This window comes from Brevibacillus sp. TJ4, assembly GCF_044627595.2.
In the GTDB taxonomy this organism is placed as follows: Bacteria; Bacillota; Bacilli; order Brevibacillales; family Brevibacillaceae; genus Brevibacillus.
In genome coordinates, this window is the sequence record NZ_CP185865.1 from 4,234,598 (window position 1) to 4,251,748 (window position 17,151).

At 53.3% G+C, this 17,151-nt stretch carries 16 protein-coding genes and 16 tRNA genes; 4 read left to right on the forward strand and 28 right to left on the reverse strand.

The annotated features are described in order from the left end of the window. Positions 1 to 58 precede the first annotated feature (58 nt). The 16 genes from ACAF76_RS20875 to ACAF76_RS20950 form a co-directional block, all read right to left on the reverse strand. Positions 59 to 134 (reverse strand) — tRNA-His (locus ACAF76_RS20875). A 28-nt stretch (positions 135 to 162) separates the two neighbouring features. Further along, positions 163 to 236 (reverse strand) — tRNA-Trp (locus ACAF76_RS20880). 1 nt (position 237) lies between these two features. After that, positions 238 to 314, reverse strand: a tRNA-Met gene (locus ACAF76_RS20885). 16 nt (positions 315 to 330) lie between these two features. Further along, positions 331 to 419: transfer RNA gene (locus tag ACAF76_RS20890), tRNA-Ser, on the reverse strand. 7 nt (positions 420 to 426) lie between these two features. Next, positions 427 to 500, reverse strand: a tRNA-Gly gene (locus tag ACAF76_RS20895). A gap of 7 nt (positions 501 to 507) precedes the next feature. After that, a tRNA-Leu gene (locus ACAF76_RS20900) sits at positions 508 to 590 on the reverse strand. Positions 591 to 609: 19 nt separating this feature from the next. Continuing rightward, positions 610 to 686, reverse strand: a tRNA-Pro gene (locus ACAF76_RS20905). Between the two features lie 67 nt (positions 687 to 753). Further along, positions 754 to 827, reverse strand: a tRNA-Arg gene (locus ACAF76_RS20910). Between the two features lie 156 nt (positions 828 to 983). Next, a tRNA-Gly gene (locus ACAF76_RS20915) sits at positions 984 to 1,059 on the reverse strand. Positions 1,060 to 1,132: 73 nt separating this feature from the next. Next, a tRNA-Leu gene (locus tag ACAF76_RS20920) sits at positions 1,133 to 1,219 on the reverse strand. Positions 1,220 to 1,229: 10 nt separating this feature from the next. Further along, a tRNA-Lys gene (locus ACAF76_RS20925) sits at positions 1,230 to 1,305 on the reverse strand. Between the two features lie 37 nt (positions 1,306 to 1,342). Next, positions 1,343 to 1,419 (reverse strand) — tRNA-Asp (locus ACAF76_RS20930). Positions 1,420 to 1,501: 82 nt separating this feature from the next. After that, positions 1,502 to 1,578: transfer RNA gene (locus ACAF76_RS20935), tRNA-Met, on the reverse strand. A gap of 55 nt (positions 1,579 to 1,633) precedes the next feature. Further along, positions 1,634 to 1,709 (reverse strand) — tRNA-Val (locus tag ACAF76_RS20940). An 83-nt stretch (positions 1,710 to 1,792) separates the two neighbouring features. Then, positions 1,793 to 1,869 (reverse strand) — tRNA-Glu (locus ACAF76_RS20945). A gap of 20 nt (positions 1,870 to 1,889) precedes the next feature. After that, positions 1,890 to 1,982 (reverse strand) — tRNA-Ser (locus ACAF76_RS20950). 379 nt (positions 1,983 to 2,361) lie between these two features. On the opposite strand from ACAF76_RS20950, the gene ACAF76_RS20955 reads away from it, so the two are divergent. After that, positions 2,362 to 2,856, forward strand: a complete 495-nt coding sequence (locus ACAF76_RS20955; RefSeq protein WP_400164346.1) for a GNAT family N-acetyltransferase — start codon at positions 2,362 to 2,364, stop codon at positions 2,854 to 2,856. On the opposite strand, the gene ACAF76_RS20960 is transcribed toward ACAF76_RS20955, so the two are convergent. The 5 genes from ACAF76_RS20960 to ACAF76_RS20980 form a co-directional block, all read right to left on the reverse strand. Beyond that, positions 2,850 to 3,614 carry a type III pantothenate kinase gene (locus ACAF76_RS20960; RefSeq protein WP_400164347.1) on the reverse strand — a complete coding sequence of 255 codons (765 nt, stop codon included), beginning with the start codon at positions 3,612 to 3,614 and terminating at the stop codon, positions 2,850 to 2,852. The genes ACAF76_RS20955 and ACAF76_RS20960 overlap by 7 nt on opposite strands. 69 nt (positions 3,615 to 3,683) lie before the next feature. Then, a complete protein-coding gene (locus ACAF76_RS20965; RefSeq protein ID WP_400164348.1) occupies positions 3,684 to 4,112 on the reverse strand; it encodes a Fur family transcriptional regulator in 429 nt (142 codons plus the stop codon). Between the two features lie 44 nt (positions 4,113 to 4,156). Continuing rightward, the gene (locus ACAF76_RS20970; RefSeq protein ID WP_400164349.1) at positions 4,157 to 4,996 is read right to left on the reverse strand and encodes a metal ABC transporter permease; all 840 of its coding nucleotides are present in this window, start codon (positions 4,994 to 4,996) and stop codon (positions 4,157 to 4,159) included. A gap of 31 nt (positions 4,997 to 5,027) precedes the next feature. Further along, complete coding sequence (locus tag ACAF76_RS20975; RefSeq protein WP_400164350.1) at positions 5,028 to 5,798, reverse strand: metal ABC transporter ATP-binding protein; 771 nt, start codon at positions 5,796 to 5,798, stop codon at positions 5,028 to 5,030. A 150-nt stretch (positions 5,799 to 5,948) separates the two neighbouring features. After that, the gene (locus ACAF76_RS20980) at positions 5,949 to 7,085 is read right to left on the reverse strand and encodes a metal ABC transporter solute-binding protein, Zn/Mn family (protein WP_400164351.1); all 1,137 of its coding nucleotides are present in this window, start codon (positions 7,083 to 7,085) and stop codon (positions 5,949 to 5,951) included. 178 nt (positions 7,086 to 7,263) lie between these two features. Between ACAF76_RS20980 and ACAF76_RS20985 the strand changes: the two genes are divergently transcribed. Beyond that, complete coding sequence (locus tag ACAF76_RS20985; protein ID WP_400164352.1) at positions 7,264 to 7,773, forward strand: PCYCGC motif-containing (lipo)protein; 510 nt, start codon at positions 7,264 to 7,266, stop codon at positions 7,771 to 7,773. A 91-nt stretch (positions 7,774 to 7,864) separates the two neighbouring features. Here the strand turns inward: ACAF76_RS20985 and ACAF76_RS20990 are convergent. After that, positions 7,865 to 9,009 (reverse strand): IS3 family transposase gene (locus tag ACAF76_RS20990; protein WP_400162572.1). Its coding sequence is split into 2 segments (ribosomal slippage): positions 7,865 to 8,736 and positions 8,736 to 9,009, totalling 1,146 coding nucleotides; the frame shifts between segments, so codons are not numbered across the junction. A gap of 220 nt (positions 9,010 to 9,229) precedes the next feature. Here ACAF76_RS20990 and ACAF76_RS20995 point away from each other — a divergent pair. Both ACAF76_RS20995 and ACAF76_RS21000 read left to right on the forward strand, forming a co-directional pair. Next, the gene (locus ACAF76_RS20995; RefSeq protein WP_421617311.1) at positions 9,230 to 9,565 is read left to right on the forward strand and encodes a PadR family transcriptional regulator; all 336 of its coding nucleotides are present in this window, start codon (positions 9,230 to 9,232) and stop codon (positions 9,563 to 9,565) included. Beyond that, a complete protein-coding gene (locus tag ACAF76_RS21000) occupies positions 9,562 to 10,854 on the forward strand; it encodes an FtsW/RodA/SpoVE family cell cycle protein (RefSeq protein WP_421617312.1) in 1,293 nt (430 codons plus the stop codon). Before ACAF76_RS20995 ends, ACAF76_RS21000 begins: the two co-directional genes overlap by 4 nt. A gap of 138 nt (positions 10,855 to 10,992) precedes the next feature. Here the strand turns inward: ACAF76_RS21000 and ACAF76_RS21005 are convergent, their stop codons facing one another. The 6 genes from ACAF76_RS21005 to ACAF76_RS21030 all read right to left on the reverse strand — a co-directional run bounded on the left by ACAF76_RS21005 (position 10,993) and on the right by ACAF76_RS21030 (position 17,145). Then, the gene (locus ACAF76_RS21005; protein ID WP_421617313.1) at positions 10,993 to 11,856 is read right to left on the reverse strand and encodes an HAD family hydrolase; all 864 of its coding nucleotides are present in this window, start codon (positions 11,854 to 11,856) and stop codon (positions 10,993 to 10,995) included. Positions 11,857 to 11,943: 87 nt separating this feature from the next. Then, positions 11,944 to 13,929, reverse strand: coding sequence for an ATP-dependent zinc metalloprotease FtsH (ftsH, locus tag ACAF76_RS21010; protein WP_421617314.1), 1,986 nt, complete (start codon positions 13,927 to 13,929; stop codon positions 11,944 to 11,946). A 68-nt stretch (positions 13,930 to 13,997) separates the two neighbouring features. Beyond that, positions 13,998 to 14,537 (reverse strand): hypoxanthine phosphoribosyltransferase, encoded by a 540-nt coding sequence (gene hpt, locus ACAF76_RS21015; protein WP_421617315.1) that lies wholly within the window; start codon positions 14,535 to 14,537, stop codon positions 13,998 to 14,000. Then, positions 14,534 to 15,964, reverse strand: coding sequence for a tRNA lysidine(34) synthetase TilS (gene tilS / locus ACAF76_RS21020; protein WP_421617316.1), 1,431 nt, complete (start codon positions 15,962 to 15,964; stop codon positions 14,534 to 14,536). The genes hpt and tilS overlap by 4 nt, the downstream gene beginning before the upstream one ends. Next, a complete protein-coding gene (locus ACAF76_RS21025; protein ID WP_421617317.1) occupies positions 15,942 to 16,388 on the reverse strand; it encodes a threonine/serine exporter family protein in 447 nt (148 codons plus the stop codon). Before ACAF76_RS21025 ends, tilS begins: the two co-directional genes overlap by 23 nt. Positions 16,389 to 16,398: 10 nt before the next feature. Then, positions 16,399 to 17,145 carry a threonine/serine exporter family protein gene (locus tag ACAF76_RS21030; RefSeq protein ID WP_421617318.1) on the reverse strand — a complete coding sequence of 249 codons (747 nt, stop codon included), beginning with the start codon at positions 17,143 to 17,145 and terminating at the stop codon, positions 16,399 to 16,401. Positions 17,146 to 17,151: the final 6 nt, after the last annotated feature.

Here is a 17,151-nt window from a genome sequence, read left to right on the forward strand (position 1 = left end):
AAGGCGGTTGCTCTATCCGACTGAGCTACTGAGACATATCCAAAATAGGTAAATAAAATGGGGCGATCGATGGGACTTGAACCCACGAATGCCGGAGCCACAATCCGGTGCGTTAACCCCTTCGCCACGACCGCCATGATATTTCGTCTGTATTCATTTCCTTGGCAGGGGCAGTAGGAATCGAACCCACACCAAAGGTTTTGGAGACCTTCGTTCTACCGTTAAACTATGCCCCTGTGGTAGCGGTGGAGGGGATCGAACCCCCGACCTTTCGGGTATGAACCGAACGCTCTAGCCATCTGAGCTACGCCGCCATAATGTAACATGAAATGGCGGAGGGAGAGGGATTCGAACCCCCGTGACGTTGCCGCCTAACGGTTTTCAAGACCGCCCCGTTATGACCACTTCGGTATCCCTCCGCAAAAATGGAGCGGGTGATGGGAATCGAACCCACGCGACCAGCTTGGAAGGCTGGGGTTCTACCATTGAACTACACCCGCAAATAAATGGTGCCGGTAGAGGGACTTGAACCCCCACGGTTTCCCTCACGATTTTGAGTCGCGCGCGTCTGCCAATTCCGCCATACCGGCCTATGTGATTACAAAACAATGGTCGGGAAGACAGGATTTGAACCTGCGACCTCTTGGTCCCGAACCAAGCGCTCTACCAAGCTGAGCCACTTCCCGTAGTATACCGAAAGCTGCTGCGATAGATTCATTCGCTATGTGAACTTTGCTTATGAAAAAAGAAAAGCGTGCCCTGAGAGATTCGAACTCCCGACCTTTTGATTCGTAGTCAAACGCTCTATCCAGCTGAGCTAAGGGCACATGTATCATGGAGCGGACGACGGGTCTTGCTTCCCTGGCGCTTCCTCCTCGGAATTCTTCCTTGGAAAGCCAGATCGGTAGTACCCATGCACTTTCTCCGCTGTATTCGCATCAAGGGTAAACCCGGTACGGGTGAGAGACCCTGCGAATACTTTATGGAGCGGACGACGGGTCTCGAACCCGCGACCTTCGCCTTGGCAAGGCGACGCTCTACCAATTGAGCTACGTCCGCATGACATTTGTTGTAAGACCCCGAAAAGCACACAGAATTCGCTACGAATAGCGCTTCCGCTCTCAAGGTTTTTTGGTGCGGTCGAGAGGACTTGAACCTCCACGGTGTTGCCACCACTAGAACCTGAATCTAGCGCGTCTGCCAATTCCGCCACGACCGCATTTAAAAACTGGTGAGCCATGAAGGACTCGAACCTTCGACCCTCTGATTAAAAGTCAGATGCTCTACCAACTGAGCTAATGGCTCGTATCATTTTTCAACGCCACTCAACATAGATTGAAGATGGCGGAGCTGACGGGACTCGAACCCGCGACCTCCGGTGTGACAGACCGGCGTGAACTCCAACTTCACCACAGCTCCAAAGTAATTTTGGTTGCACCCTACGGGTACTACCTTCCTTTCTGAACAATGCTGCTTAATCGACGTAGTACAGAAAGAAAATTGGTTGCGGGAGCAGGATTTGAACCTGCGACCTTCGGGTTATGAGCCCGACGAGCTACCGAACTGCTCCATCCCGCGACGATGTGGACGAACGAGTGGTCAATCCAGCTGACCTTGTCTCGCGGTATCCATATGGTGGAGGCTGACGGGATCGAACCGCCGACCCTCTGCTTGTAAGGCAGATGCTCTCCCAGCTGAGCTAAGCCTCCACATGCCCCAAAATGTTGTTGGGGCCCCCGCAAAGTGCTCGGTGTTGCTACAACGCATCCACTTCACTTTGCGGGGTATTTTATGGTGACCCGTAGGGGATTCGAACCCCTGTATGACAGCGTGAAAGGCTGCTGTGTTAAACCGCTTCACCAACGGGCCACTATGTAAAAAGGAAGATATGGCGGATGGAGTGGGATTTGAACCCACGAGACGAGTTATCCCCGCCTACACGATTTCCAATCGTGCTCCTTCGGCCGCTCGGACATCCATCCGTAACTTGTCAACAATGCGTTTGCACAACTCTCTTACAGAATCAAAATTCTATCACAGCTCAAATCAAAAATCAACACATTTTTTCTCGACTTAAAAATTTTCACTCGTGTAGAACATTTGTTCAACAGCGACAATAGCCATTTTATCGCGCCAACCTTGCAATGTCAACATCAAACGGTAAAAAATCGCCACCAAAATCCTTCCAGCCAGCACAAACTGCTCCCGCCAACTATCAAAGAACAGGGCTATTCTCGCCATTCCTCGCATAGGACTTACTAGGTGTGCTTTTGCCCGCCCTGTCTGCGACGTTCTTTAGTATACCCGATCGTCCCCGCAAACGAGTAATGCAAATCTCTCCATAGAAAGGATGCGAGAACCGTGTTTCCATTTCGCCAAGCCGTCTCTTCCGACAAAGAAGCCATCCTCCGCATCGATGCGATGGTCACCGGCGACACCAGTCGCGCCCCGCAACTATCCCAAGCGATTGACAGCGGCCATTGCTACACGATCGCATTTGACAACGACGTGACCGGCTATGCTGTCATAGACCAATCCTTCTTCCGGCAAACCTTCCTCTCTCTGCTCGTCATTCACCCGTTCTACCGCCGTATGGGACTTGGCGATGCGCTATTGCAGCGGCTAGAGGAGATGTGCCCGACAGAAAAGCTGTTTCTCTCTACATCGCTGACCAATACGCCGATGCAAAAGCTGTGCAAAAAACGCGGCTATGTTGAAAGCGGTTCAATCGACAATCTGAATCCAAATGAGCCTGAGCTCGTGTTTTGCAAACAAATAAAAATGCCGCAGTCTGCACCCGCTCCCAGACCACGACATCCGTATCTCACCATGTCCCCGCACATGTATTCTTATTGATTCCGTTCAAAAATGAGGCGCAGCCCTTTGAGGGTCAGGTGCGGGTCCACGACGTGGATGCACGGCGTTTCACTCGCGACCAGCTTGGCCAGGCCGCCCGTCGCGACAACCTTCGGCTCGGTACCAGCCTCGGCCGCGATACGGCGGACAATCCCTTCCACCTGACCCACAAATCCGTAATATATGCCCGCTTGCATCGCGGCAATCGTATTGCGCCCGACTACGTGTGCCGGTTTGGCGATCTCGATGCGGGGCAGTTTGTCCGCACGGCTGACCAGTGCTTCCGTGGAAATCCCGATCCCCGGCGCAATCGCCCCGCCCATGTACTGCCCGCGACCATCAACATAGCAAAACGTAGTAGCCGTTCCAAAATCGACGACGATCAGCGGCCCACCGTATTCGTGGAGGGCGGCGACGGCATTGACGATCCGGTCGGAGCCTACTTCACGGGGGTACTCATACTTGATATTCAGCCCGGTCTTGACCCCCGGTCCGACCACCAGCGCCTTTTGCTGCAAATACTTCATGCACATCCGTTCAATCGTATGGTTCAGAGGCGGCACGACCGAAGAGAGGATCACGCCTTTGACCTGATGAAACGCCAATCCCGCACTTTCAAACAGGCTTTTGACCAGCATCCCGTACTCGTCTTCCGTCTTGTTTCGATCGGTAGCAAAACGCCAGTGCTGGCGAAGCTCGTCTCCCTCGTACAACCCCATGACTATATTGGAATTCCCTATATCCATGACTACCAGCATGAAAAGCAGCCCCTCACCATTTTCACGTATTCGAGCCAAGAATCTGTGAAGCTCTACAGACACCCCGCTCTACGCATTTGCGTGATCCACGCACTCCTTGCATTTTCCGTACACTTCAAATTTATGACCTGTCACTTCAAAATCATCGGGAACCGAGGCCATCACATTCATCGGACAACCAGGCAACGACGAAGTCTTTCCGCACACCGTACAAATCACATGATGATGGTGATGCCCATCCGCCGAGCAGGCCAGACGGAATTTCCCCTCGCCGTCCAGCTCCGTCTCTTCCAGAATTCCCAAATCCACAAAAGTGGCAATGTTGCGGTAAACCGTATCCAGACTAAGAGCCGGATACAGCTCCTTGATCCGCTCCATGATATCCTTGGCCGAAAGGTAGCGCTTCTCGTCCGCGAAAATGCGAATCAGTTCCTCTCGCTTGCCCGTGTATTTGTATCCATGCTCTTTCAGGATTTGCAGTGCTTCCTCGACTTTCATCGCTGTACACTCCTTCCCTATTTGTCCTTTGCTTGTGTCGGATGTCAGCGGAAGAGGGCTCGCAGCTTCTTCACAGCCAATACCACCAGCAAAATCAAAACCGCCATCAATACAATTGTACCACCAGATGCCCAATCAAACAGATAGGCAAAATACAGGCCGCCCAGCACAGAGATTTCGGCAAACAAAATGGAGAACAGAATGGTCTGGCGAAAGCTGCCGGAGATTTGCAAACTGGCTGCGACGGGCAGCGTAATCAGCGCGGAGATCAGCAGCACCCCTACGATGCGCATGGAAGCTGCAATCGTCAGAGCAACCAGCACCATAAACCAGAGATTGATCACCCGTCGCGATACACCTGACACACGGGCGAACTCCTCGTCAAATGAGACGGCGAACAGCTCCTTGTAGATCAAGAATACCGTACCGAGCACGACCAGGGAAACCCCGATCAGCGCGTACAAATCTTCCTTGGTCACCGTGACGATTTTGCCGAACAAATACGAGTACAAGTCAGCGTTGAAGCCCTGCGCGATACTGATCAAAACCGTAAACAGCCCCAACCCGGTGGAGAGAATAATCGGAATGGCCAAATCCTGGTGCGAGCGAAACACTTTGCGCAGCCGTTCGATAAACAGCGACCCGATGACAGAGAACAACATCCCGAAAAACAGCGGATTTACCGCTGAAAACAAAGCCACCTTTTTCGACAGGACCATCCCCGCCGCCACCCCGGAAAGCGTCACGTGGGACAGGCCATCCGCCATCATCGACAGCCGGCGGACGATCAAAAACGTCCCGAGAATCGGACAGATCAGCCCGATCAACACGCCGGAAAACAAGGTATAACGCAAAAAATCATACTGCCACCAATCCGCAAGCATGCTCTATTCTCCCTCTTTTCACTTTGCCAGCTCAGTGGTGATGCGACAAAAGCTTCATCGACCCACCGTACATTTGCTGCAAAATGTGTTCGTGATTGTGTTCAAACTCATGTGCCGTTCCGTGGAAGTGGATTTTCTGCTGCACGCAGGCGACTTTGTTCACCCACTGTGTCATCACGCCCACGTCATGGCTGACGATCATCATGGTCATTCCGTTCTCTTCCTTGAGCGAGCGCAGCAAGCTGTAAAACTGCTCGATCGACTCCTGATCCACCCCTACAGTCGGTTCGTCGAGAATCAAAAGCTCCGGCTCCGCCACCAGTGCGCGAGCGATAAACACACGCTGCAACTGCCCGCCGGACAGACTGCCGATGCGCTGGTCCAGCTTTTCCAAAAGTCCTACCCGCTCTACCGCTTCTTTTACTTGCTGGTGATGGCTCGCGGTCAATCGGCGGAACAAGCCGACCTTGCCGACCAGCCCGGAGGAGACGACCTCCCGCACCGTCGTCGGAAAGCCGCCCGCGCCGTGCGCAACCTGCTGCGCAACATAGCCGATGCGGTTCCACTCGCGGAATTTGGACAGCGGTTTGCCGAACAGGTAGACGCCCCCGGAAGTCGGCGTAAGCAAGCCCAAAATGAGCTTCATCAATGTCGATTTGCCTGAGCCGTTGGGACCGACGATGCCGAGAAAATCGCCGCGCTCCAGCGTAAAGTCGACATCGGTCAGCACCCGTTTATCGTCGTATTGAAAGGAGACGGAGGACAGCTTGACGATCGCTTCTCCCTGCACCTGTTGTTCCATACCTATACATCATCCCTTAAATCGGATTTGTTCTGATTTGCTACATTTCATCCTACTATGATTTTGCCCGAACCACAACAGTTTCGTGCGGACGAAACCACCGCGAGCCAAAAAAGGAGATGCCGGACTGACCTAGCATCTCCTCCTTCCCTATTCGTTCAATGCCTTGCGCAATGTCTCCAGATTTTCGCGCATGATGGACAAATAATCTTTGCCGGCTTGCACATCTTCGGCTGTCAGTCCTTCCAGCGGATTGAGCGTCGCCGTCTTCACGCCCGCCTCCCTGGCGATCACTTCAGCCACTTTGGGCGACACCAGCGTTTCAAACAGCACATAGGAAATCTGATTCTCCTTCACATATTCGACCAACTGCTTCATCTGGGACGGAGAAGGCTCCGCGGCAGGATTCAGACCGGAGATCGCGACCTGCTCCAGGTTGTACCGTTTGGCCAAGTAGCTGAAAGCGCTGTGGGAAACCATGAATTCCTTTTTCGCAGCTTGAGCAGCCATCTCCTGGAAATCCCGGTCGAGCTGGTCCAGATCGTCAGCAAGCTGTTGGTAGTTTGCTTCATAAGCCGAAGCATTGGCAGGGTCTTTTGCGACCAGTGCGCCTTTGATCGTTTCCGCTTGGGCTTTCAACAGCGTCGGATCGAGCCACACGTGCGGATCGGTATCGCCATGGTCGTGGTCGTGACCGTGCCCATGCCCATCCTCGTGAGCATGTTCGTCGGCATGTTCGTGCTCATCCTCGTGAGCATGATCGTCGGCATGTTCATCATGCGCATCTGCATGTGCGTGAGCGTGCTCATCGGCGTGTTCGTCCGCATGCTCGTGATCGTGGTCGTGCTCATCCGCATGCTCGTGGGCATGGCCCTCTTCATCCCCACCCACATGTATCAATTCGATTCCTTCTGTCGTGTTGACGACTTGTGTATGGTTTGTATCGAGGTTGGCTACCGCCTTATCTACCCACAGCTCCAAACCGCTGCCGTTGTAGATGAACATGTCAGCTCCGGTCACCGCGACCATATCCTTGGCTGTCGGTTCAAAATCATGTGGTTCAACCCCTGGCGGCACGATGTTTACGACTTCAATAAGATCATGTCCGATGCGCTTGGTCACGTATTCCAGCGGATAAATCGTCGTATATACAGTCAGCTTTTCTGCTGCTGCTCCGCCTTCCTGCGGAGCGGGTGCGCTTGGCGTGCTTGGCGTGCTGGTTGTGCCACATCCGGCAAGAGCGACCGCTGCAACCCATGACAGGATAGCCTGTTTTGTTTTTCTCATCTTCTGAATCTCTCCCCATGAATCATAATGATTCCGATTTACTTCCCGTTACTCATTATAGGGGCGGTCACCCAAAATGTAAATAGGATTTATTACGATTTAATGGTCATAATGGAGATTCGTTCGTTTTCTCCTCTTTTTACCTATGCTATGATAGATACGAGGGGGTTAGTCCACTATGAAACGGAAACGAACGTCTTGGATCGCGATCGCACTGCTCGGAGCTTCCCTGCTTGCCGGCTGCGGCACGGCGGACAACGCCAGCGTACACGGCGACGGACACGGGCATGATCACGTTCATCATACAGCAAACGGAGACTTGCAGGAGCAGACAGCATCTGTCGACCAGCTTCCCAGCTTTCTGGACAATCAGGACCCGGTAGTGGTGGAGTCCTATAAAATTGCGGCAGCAAACTTCGAATTGCTCTCCACGATCCCGTGCTATTGCGGCTGTGGAGAAAGTGCGGGGCACAAGCATAACGGCAACTGCTTTATAAAAGAGGAGCTCCCCGACGGATCGATCGTCTGGGATGACCACGGCACGCGCTGCGGCGTATGCCTGGAAATCGCCGTCATCTCCTCCAAGCTGAAAGAGGCCGGCAAATCCGACCTGGAAATTCGCAACTATATCGACAGTCAGTATCAGCAAGGGTATGCAACGCCTACCCCGACACCTATGCCATCGTAGCATGGACTGTCACACCTTACAGCTTGTAAAAGCCTGGTATCGCTTGGGACTGACCCCCGTTTGTGAGTCAGGGATCAAAACACCTTTCAAGTTAAGCTGCCAGTCGCCTGTAATCCATCGGCGACTGGTTGTTTAGTTTCGTTTGAATGCGAATTGAGTTATAGTAGTGAATGTAGTCTCGAACGGTTTGCTCAACGATTGCAGTCGTTGTGCAGGTCAAACCTTCGAGATAGAACGTTTCAGACTTTAGTGTGGAATGGAACGATTCGATGGGGGCATTATCAGCAGGCGTACCCTTACGGGACATGCTCATGATAATCCCTTTTTCTTTTACCGCTTCTTGATATGCCTGTGACGTATAGACGCTGCCTTGATCGCTGTGAAGCATTGAACCTTCTGTGAGAGGCAGCTGATTCAGCGTATCTAATACAAATGCTGTGTCTTGTTTATCTGCTATACTGTACGCCACGATCTCCCCATTAAACAAGTCTAAAATGCTCGACAGGTACAACGTCTTTCCTCCAAACGGTAAATAGGTGATATCCGTCACGAGTTTTTGCATCGGTGCATTCGCCTCAAATTGACGTTGTAACTGATGTTCCGCTACATGGGCTGGCTGTCCTGTTGGCTTGCGCTTCTTTACCCTGACTCGACACTGTAGTCCCTCACGTTGCATGATTCGCTGCACACGTTTGTGATTAATGGACTGCTCTTTTCGAAGCAGCGCAGTAATCTTCCGGTAACCATAGCGGAATTTATGAAGGGTGCAAAGCTGACGAATCTTCTCGGCGAGCAGATTTTCTTGTTTTGTGGCAAAAGCTGCTTTCCAGCGATAGTATGTTGCACGAGCAACCCCTAGCAGTTCACAAGCTTGCGTGACGGACATTTCATCTCGAATAGATTCCATCCAGGCGACTACGGCCTCTGGTGACACCTCCTCTCCAATTCTTTGTACTTTTTTAGTACATCTAGCTGTTGTTTCAGGTAACGATTTTCTGCCTTTACTTGTTCAAGCTCTGAGGCAAACTCAGGACCTTTCCCAAAGCTATACTGCTTACCGACAGGCTGCCCCAGCCGATGAAGCTCACCATTACGATACCATGACATCCAAACTTTCAGTTGTGTTACATTCCTGATCCCTAGCTCGTCCATGACCACCTTTACCGGAATTCCTGCTAATCTCATTTTAATTGCCTGCATTTTCACTTCTACGGGGTAACTAACTCGTGTTGCCAACGCAAAAACACCTCCAAGTTGTTTTCCATATCTTACGACATGGTTCCGTTCACTTGAAGGTGTTTTAATTTGTCTCACGTTATGGGGTCAGTCCCCTTTGATGCCAGGCTTTTTTCTGTTCACCAAAACCGTTCATGTAACCCTTGCAAAAGGCAGAAGACTGTATTAGGATAATACCTAGATATTCGATGTATCGAAATCCTATGTAAAGGTGGAGCCGATGAAAATCAGCAAGGAATTGATGAAAGGAAGCACCGTTATCCTGATTCTGACCCTTCTCGAGCGAAAGCCGATGTACGGGTACGAGATGAGCAAAGAGATGGAGGTACGCTCCAAAGGTATTCTGTCTTTGAAGGAAGGGACTCTCTATCCGATCCTGCACACGCTGGAGTCAGACGGCATGGTGGAATCATACTGGAGCGATGGCGATGGCGGCAGAAAGCGAAAGTATTACCAGATCACCAAAAAAGGGTCGAAGCATCTGCGGGAAAAGCAGCAGGAATGGGTCTCCTTCCGAACCGCTGTCGACAACGTGCTGGGAGGAGGGCCGGCATGAACCAGCAGAAACAAATTGACGCCTACATACGCGAGGTTTGCAGCCACATCAAACGAACCGACGTGCATGAATCGATTGCCCTCGAACTAAAGGGTCACCTGGAAGAAAAGATCGAGCAGTATCAAAGCGAAGGAATGAGTGAGGAACAGGCTGTCGATCAGGCGATTGCTGACATGGGCAGTCCCGTCACTCTGGGAAAGCAACTGCATTACGCACACAAGCCGCGCATGGAATGGAGCATCCTCGCCATATTGGCTGGACTGATTAGCTGTGGCTTGCTCGTCATGCACGGGCTGGGGACAGCCCAGTCGGGGAACGCGCTGCTCACCAGCAAGCTGTGGGGGATACTCGCCGGAACTGCCGCGTTTACCGTCATGCTGTTTGCTGACTACCGAAAAGGAAAACGGTATAGCACACATCTGTATGCAGGCACAGTCCTGCTGATGCTCGCAACACATGCGCTGGGCACGACCATGAACGGAAAGCCTTATCTCGATCTCGGCTTCCTTACGCTAGATCTGTTGGGAATTGCCAGCATTCCGCTTGTGATCGCGCTGGCCGGAATGTTCGCCGACTGGGACTGGAAGCGGCAGCGGACCATCTGGATCGCCTTTGCTGCTTTTGCGTTGCCGTTTTTGCTCCTCGCAGGCGGCTCGGCACCCTTTTCTGCCGTGCTCTTTTTTGCCGCTTTTGTGCTCCTGGTCGTCCTCTCTCCCGCACAAAAGCGAGTTGCGCTTGCCACTGTCGGCTTGACGGTCGTATTCACGATCGCGTTCGTTGCCCTGACGATCAAGCCCTACCAGATCGAGCGGCTGCACCTGGGCACACCCGCTGACCCGAGCGGTTCCGGCTACACCATCTCACAGTCGTTGCAAGTGATGCACTCTGCGAGCTTGTTTGGCAGCGGCTCGGACGCCACCCTGCCAGCGATTCCGGCATTGGAGTCCGACTTCGTCTTTACGTATGTGGTCCATCAGTACGGATTGGCAGCGGGTACAGCCATTCTCTGCCTCGGAATCGTACTGCTGCTGCGGCTGGTGCGGGCAGCCAGACAGGTGCGCCGCGACACGTACGGCTTCATGCTGATGACCGGCTTGATGACGCTGTTTTTCCTGCCTTATTTCTGGAGCATCCTGATGACTGTCGGACTGGTACCGCTGATCTCGGTAAACCTGCCTCTGATCAGCCACGGCAATGCACAGGTGATCCTCTACATGGGGCTGTTCGGGCTGATGCTCACGATTTATCGCCACAAGGATGTGCCCACTTGCCAGCCGCAGCCCAAATAAAAACGCGCGCGGGATTGCACGATCACCTTCGTCCGCCAGCATACGCAAACAGGGAGCAAGGCCGATTTTTGGCTCTGCTCCCTGTTTTTTGTCGTGGACGTTTTCTTCACACATCGTCCCTGCTGAAATACAGCCTGCTTATTGCTTCGCGATCACCTGCTGCATGATAAAGCGCGCTACTCCGTCCTCGTCGTGGTGAGGCGCGATATAGCCTGCGAGCTGCTTGATCTGCGGCGCAGCGTTCTCCATCGCCACAGCATACCCGGCATTGCTCAAAGCCTCTCGGTCGTTTTCCGCGTCTCCAAACGCCATCACCTGTTCGGGAGCGATCCCCCATTTTTCACGAAAATAACGCAGTCCTTCCCACTTGGACACGTTCGCTCCGATCATCTCCAGATTGTGACGGCCGGACGAGGTCAGCGTCAACCGATCTGCCCACGGCTCCCATTGCTGTCTCAGCCATTGCAAGCGCTCCGGATCACGGTGCCACATAAACACTTTCAAAATTTCGATCTGCCCCGCCTGCATCTTTTCCTGGATTTCCTGCAGCGAAATCGTGCGCGCGAGCTTGTAAAAAGCGTAGTTGCGAAACGCAATGTCCTCGGCGTCTGTGCTGTCCGCAAGCATCGCCGCCAAGCGCGTCCGGTCCTCTTCAATCATCCAGCGGTTGCTTGCCGTGTCATGCAGCTCGTAGTACATGACTTCTTGCCGTAGCATGGCAATGACCTCGTCGATCAGCGCTTGCGGCAAAAGCGTTTTGCGTACGAGTGAGCCGTCTGCCTCCAGAATCGCAGCGCCGTTGCTGCAGACAAAGCCGTCAAAGGGAAAGGCATCGATCGGGATTTGCGCGGAGCCGTACGTTCTGCCAGTCGACAAAACCAGCTTGCAGCCCTGTTCGCGCAGAGCCAAACAGGCTTCCTTCGTCGCCTGGGTCATCTGCGAATCTTTGTTGAGCAAAGTTCCATCCATGTCAAAAGCAGCCAACTTCGGTGTCAATCCCACTGTTTCTCCCCCTTGCACACGTTTATGATAGTGTGAGTATTCAAACTTTTGCGCTGTATAGAACAAAAGGAGCACCATAGGCGCCCCTTATTGTTTTGGTTCATCTTCGTTTTTGGCTTCCGGCTTGTCTTGTGCTTCGTCCTCAGCCGTCGTTGTCTCGTCTTTTGCTTCTTCTTTCTTCGGTTGAATGTTCACGACCACATCCGATTGGTTCTCTGGATTATCCGGATCGTTTTCCATTTTTCCTGTCTCGATCAATTGCTTGATTTGTTCTGCATCCAGCGTTTCCACACGAAGCAGCGTATTGGCAATCAGATCGAGCTGATCGCGATGCTTGGTCAGGATTTCCTTACATTTCGCATAGCAATCGTTGATGATGTTTTGCATCTCCAAATCGATCTCGTACGCGATCTTGTCAGAGTAGTTGCGCTCGTTGCCATAGTCGCGTCCGAGGAAGACTTGCCCCTGGCTTTTTCCGAACTGCATCGGACCCAGACGGCTCATTCCGTACTCGGTAATCATGCTGCGAGCGATCGCCGTAGCGCGCTGGAAGTCGTTGTGCGCGCCGGTACTGATATCGCCCAGCACCAATTCCTCCGCCACGCGGCCGCCCAACAGACCGACGATCTTGTCGAGCAGATCGGACTTGGTGGCGAAGAAGCGGTCTTCTTTCGGCAGGAATACCGTGTATCCGCCAGCCTGACCACGCGGGATAATGGTAACCTTGTGGACCATCTCTGCGTTTTTCAGATGATAGCCGATGATCGTATGTCCAGCTTCGTGGAACGCGACCAGACGTCTTTCGTCCTCGCTGACTACGCGGGACTTTTTCGCCGGACCGGCAATGACCCGGTCGATCGCCTCGTCCACTTCCGCCATGTTGATTTGTTTTTTGTTTTTCCGGGCAGTCAGAAGCGCCGCTTCGTTCAGCAGGTTTTCCAAATCTGCGCCGGTAAAGCCCGAAGTACCGCGGGCGATTACATCCAGTCTCACGTCGTCGCCAAGCGGCTTGTTGCGGGCATGAACCTTGAGCACCGCTTCGCGCCCTTTGACATCGGGACGATCCACTGTGATTTGACGGTCAAAACGTCCCGGACGCAGCAATGCCGGGTCGAGAATATCCGGGCGGTTGGTAGCCGCGACCATGATAATTCCTTCGTTTCCGCCGAAACCGTCCATTTCTACGAGCAACTGGTTGAGCGTCTGCTCGCGCTCGTCGTGTCCGCCGCCCAGACCTGCTCCACGCTGGCGACCGACAGCGTCGATCTCGTCAATGAAAATGATACACGGCGCATTTTTCTTCGCGTTTTCAAACAAGTCGCGAACGCGGGATGCACCGACCCCGACGAACATCTCTACGAAGTCAGAACCGGAAATGCTGAAGAACGGAACTCCTGCCTCACCAGCCACAGCGCGGGCAAGCAAGGTTTTCCCTGTACCCGGAGGGCCGACCAGCAGCACCCCTTTGGGAATACGGGCACCCACGGCGTTGAACTTGCGCGGGTCTTTCAGGAAGTCCACGACTTCCTCCAGCTCTGCTTTTTCTTCATCGGCACCCGCCACATCGGCGAAGGTGACGCGTTTCTTCTCTTCGTTATACAGCTTGGCACGGCTTTTGCCGAAGTTCATCACACGGCTGCCGCCACCCTGGGCATTGTTCAACAGAAAGAAGAACAGGATGAAGATGATCACAAACGGAATGATCGACGTCAGGAAGGTGAGCCAGATGCTGGTTCCTTCTGCTGGATTAAACTCGACGCGCTCCACTTTTTGCTCGTCGATTTTCTGGTCGACCATGACAATAATATCGGAGTCATACAGCGGTACGTTGGTGAAAAATTTGTTGCTCTCTTGTCCGGCAGCCGGATTTTTCAGTACCCCTTCCACCCTGTACGTGCCGTTTTCAGGGCGGATAGACAATTCGGTTACATTATCGGCTTGCAACTGCGCCCGAAATTCCTGATATGTAAGTTTTCCAACCTTATCAGTACCGGAGAGGATGAAATTTACGATCCCGACCGTGACAAGAAAAATAAGCAGGTAGAACCCGGTATTTCGAAAAAAGCGATTCATTCCTTACCTCCTCTCACGAACAGACACATTTCACATTTTACCATAGCAACAAGGTCGCCACAACAAAGCTACTTGCTGTAAACTTCCGGTTTCAGCACGCCAATGTACGGCAGATTCCGGTATTGCTCCGCATAGTCCAAACCGTACCCGACGACGAACTCATCGGGAATGTCGAAGCCGCTGTAATCCGGGGAAATATCCACCTTGCGACGCTCCGGTTTGTTCAACAGCGTCACTACTTTGACAGAGGCTGCTTCCCGATGGCGCAGCAGCTCCACCAGCCGGCTCAGCGTAAGTCCGCTATCCATGATGTCTTCTACGACCAGTACATGCCGGTTCTGTACAGACGTATCGAGGTCTTTGAGGATTTTCACCATGCCAGAGGACTCGACACCGCTTCCGTAACTGGACACAGCCATGAAATCCATTTCGCAGGGAATATCCAACTGGCGGATCAGGTCTGCCATGAACACGACGGCCCCTTTCAACACGCAGATGACGAGCGGATTTTTGTCCCTGTACTCTGCGGCCAGTTGCGCGCCCAGCTCCCGTACTTTCGCCTCGATCTGTTCCTCTGACAGCAAAACCTTCTCGATGTCTTGATTCATGCAAAAACCCCCTGCCAATCTTCTCCAAACTCTACCCGCACATGCAGAATACGCCTGGTTTGTGCGCTGATAGGCGCTGCGGCGGAACGGCGCACACCCGGTACCCAAATGACTTGATCGTCCGCTGTCAGCAAGGGAAGTTTGTCACGCCAGTTCCGTGGGACTTTGGCGTCGATCAGCAACTCCTTCAGTTTTTTATCCGAATGGAAGCCAAACGGGACCAGCCGATCGCCGGGCTTGCGGTTGCGAACATGCAGTGTTCCCGGCAACCGGTCGGCATCAAAAACCGCTTCGTTGTCGAGCAGTTCCCCCAAGTGAAACGGATGGGGCAGATAGGACGCCCGAATCGTAGCATTCCCTTCTGCAACCCGGATCACGCCAGGTACAACAAGTTTATAACAATATGTATGTATGCGCTCCACTCTGCGATTACGACGGAAATGAATCTGGCCGTAGACCCGGTTTACTTCCAGTTCATGCGGCAAATGCAATTCCGTTGAGGGGCGCATCCCCCCAGACATGTGCAAAACGGTCTCCACATGCTGCGAAGACCATTCAGCTTGCTTTGAGAGATAACTTAATATTAGAGTAATCATTCTTCTTTGTAAAGCAACGTCACAACTTTGAAACTTGTCATTGTCAATGGAAATCCGCTCCTGATCCTGCTCGACGATCAACTCCTGCAATCGCTCCCTGGCCAACTGCTGCAAATACGCTTCATCCTGGCGAAACGCCTCGGCAGCTTGCAGGATGTGCTCGCGAAACTTGTCGTTTACTTCCTGCAGGCGCGGCATCACTTCCAGGCGCAGCAGATTGCGCTTGTACTTGCGTGACTGATTGCTGCTGTCCTCGCGCGGGGCAAGAAGATGCGCTTGGCAATACGCCTCCAGCTCCCGGCGCGAAAACGACAGCAGCGGACGAACGAGCTCGATGGACTGATCGTCGTCCAGCCAGCGCCGCCTCGGCATGCCGGCAAGCCCGCCCAGGCGCGTCCCTCGTACCAGCCGAAACAGGATCGTCTCTACCTGGTCATCCGCATGGTGGGCCAGCGCCACCTTGGTCGCCCCGCACTGCTCCGCCACTTCCCGATACAAACGGTAGCGCAGCTTGCGGCTTGCCTCCTGCGCGCCCATCCCGGTTTCTTTCATATAAGAAGGAACGTCGCGGACAAACAGGTGAAAGGCGACACCGAGGCTTTCGCAAAGCTGCTCGGCGTACAGCGCATCCTGCCTCGCCTCATCGCCGCGAAAGCCGTGGTTGAGATGAACGGCGTGCAGCTTCCAGCCGTACTGATAGTGTTGATTGAGAGTCGCCAAGATATGCAGCAAAGCTGTAGAATCATTGCCCCCTGACAGCCCGACGACAATCGTCTCATGCGGAGCAAATAGCGCTTGCTGCTCGATCTCATTGCGCACGCTTGTAAGCATGGCGGGCTCCTTTCCAGATCGTCAGGGCGGAGATGCCAAAGATCAGACCAAACGCAATCGCTCCGGCCACCATCAAGGTTTGCGTCGCCAGGCTGATGCCGTTGACGTATTCATTGTTGACAAAAGCAAGCATCGACCGGTAGGCGAGCGAACCTGGGACGAGGGGGATAATTCCCGCTACGCTGAAATTGGTGGAAGGTACCCGCAGCAGAATCGACAGTACCTGGCTGAGCAGCGAGACGACTGTGGCAGAGGCCAGCGTCGAAACGAGCACATCCGCTCCCAGCCAGGTCAGCAGGGAATATACCATCCAGCCGATCATGCCCGCCAGACCACATCCAGCGATCGTGCGAACCGGAACATGAAACAGCACGCACCACGCTGTCGACGAGATCAGGCTCAACACCAGCCCTTTTAGCAGCATCTCATTCACCTCATAAAAACGACAATGTAATTACCGTGGCCACGGCGACCGACACGGCTGTCAGCATCGCTTCCACTCCGCGCGAGACACCTGCGACCAAATCGCCTGCCATCAGGTCGCGCAATGAGTTGGTGATGGCCACACCGGGGAAGAGCGGGATCATCGCCCCGATAATCAGGGAGCTGATATTCAGCAGAGGAAACAGCGTCACCAGCAAAAGCGACACCATGCCGCCGAGCAGGGCAGCGGCAAATTCGGTAAAAAATTTGATGTGGACAAACTTTTCCAATTGTTCAATACTTCCATACACGGTAAGGCCGGCAATCGCGGTTGGCAAAAAATGGTACCACTCACCGCCCGAAAGCATGGAAAAGGAGCCGCTGGCAATAGCGGCTGCGATATGTTTGATCCACGGTGGATAGTTTGGTTTTTGTTGGTCGATTTCACGCAGGGAGCGATACGCTTCCGCAAGCGTGATGTCTCCGCCTACATAGCGGCGGGACACGTCGTTGACCAGGGTGATTTTGTTCATGTTGGTCGTCCGTTTCGGGGTGCGAATCATTCGTGTATGATCCTGGCCCTGGCAGCGAAAAGAGAGGATGATACTCGTCGGTGTCGCAGAGCTGTTTACATCATCCATCCCTGCCGCCACAGCGATACGGGTCATCGTCTCTTCCGTACGGTAGGTTTCTCCCCCGTTTTTCAATATGATCGACCCTGCCAACAGACATGTATCCATCGTTAAATCAGCGGACACGCAATG

Bases quoted from the DNA above. Each gene is read 5' to 3' on its own strand.
- ACAF76_RS20960 (WP_400164347.1), bottom strand. From the start codon at position 3,614: ATGCTGGTAGTCATGGATATAGGGAATTCCAATATAGTCATGGGGTTG.
- ACAF76_RS20965 (WP_400164348.1), bottom strand. From the start codon at position 4,112: ATGAAAGTCGAGGAAGCACTGCAAATCCTGAAAGAGCATGGATACAAA.
- ACAF76_RS20970 (WP_400164349.1), bottom strand. From the start codon at position 4,996: ATGCTTGCGGATTGGTGGCAGTATGATTTTTTGCGTTATACCTTGTTT.
- ACAF76_RS20975 (WP_400164350.1), bottom strand. From the start codon at position 5,798: ATGGAACAACAGGTGCAGGGAGAAGCGATCGTCAAGCTGTCCTCCGTC.
- ACAF76_RS20980 (WP_400164351.1), bottom strand. From the start codon at position 7,085: ATGAGAAAAACAAAACAGGCTATCCTGTCATGGGTTGCAGCGGTCGCT.
- ACAF76_RS20985 (WP_400164352.1), top strand. From the start codon at position 7,264: ATGAAACGGAAACGAACGTCTTGGATCGCGATCGCACTGCTCGGAGCT.
- ACAF76_RS20995 (WP_421617311.1), top strand. From the start codon at position 9,230: ATGAAAATCAGCAAGGAATTGATGAAAGGAAGCACCGTTATCCTGATT.
- ACAF76_RS21000 (WP_421617312.1), top strand. From the start codon at position 9,562: ATGAACCAGCAGAAACAAATTGACGCCTACATACGCGAGGTTTGCAGC.
- ftsH (WP_421617314.1), bottom strand. From the start codon at position 13,929: ATGAATCGCTTTTTTCGAAATACCGGGTTCTACCTGCTTATTTTTCTT.
- hpt (WP_421617315.1), bottom strand. From the start codon at position 14,537: ATGAATCAAGACATCGAGAAGGTTTTGCTGTCAGAGGAACAGATCGAG.
- tilS (WP_421617316.1), bottom strand. From the start codon at position 15,964: ATGCTTACAAGCGTGCGCAATGAGATCGAGCAGCAAGCGCTATTTGCT.
- ACAF76_RS21025 (WP_421617317.1), bottom strand. From the start codon at position 16,388: ATGCTGCTAAAAGGGCTGGTGTTGAGCCTGATCTCGTCGACAGCGTGG.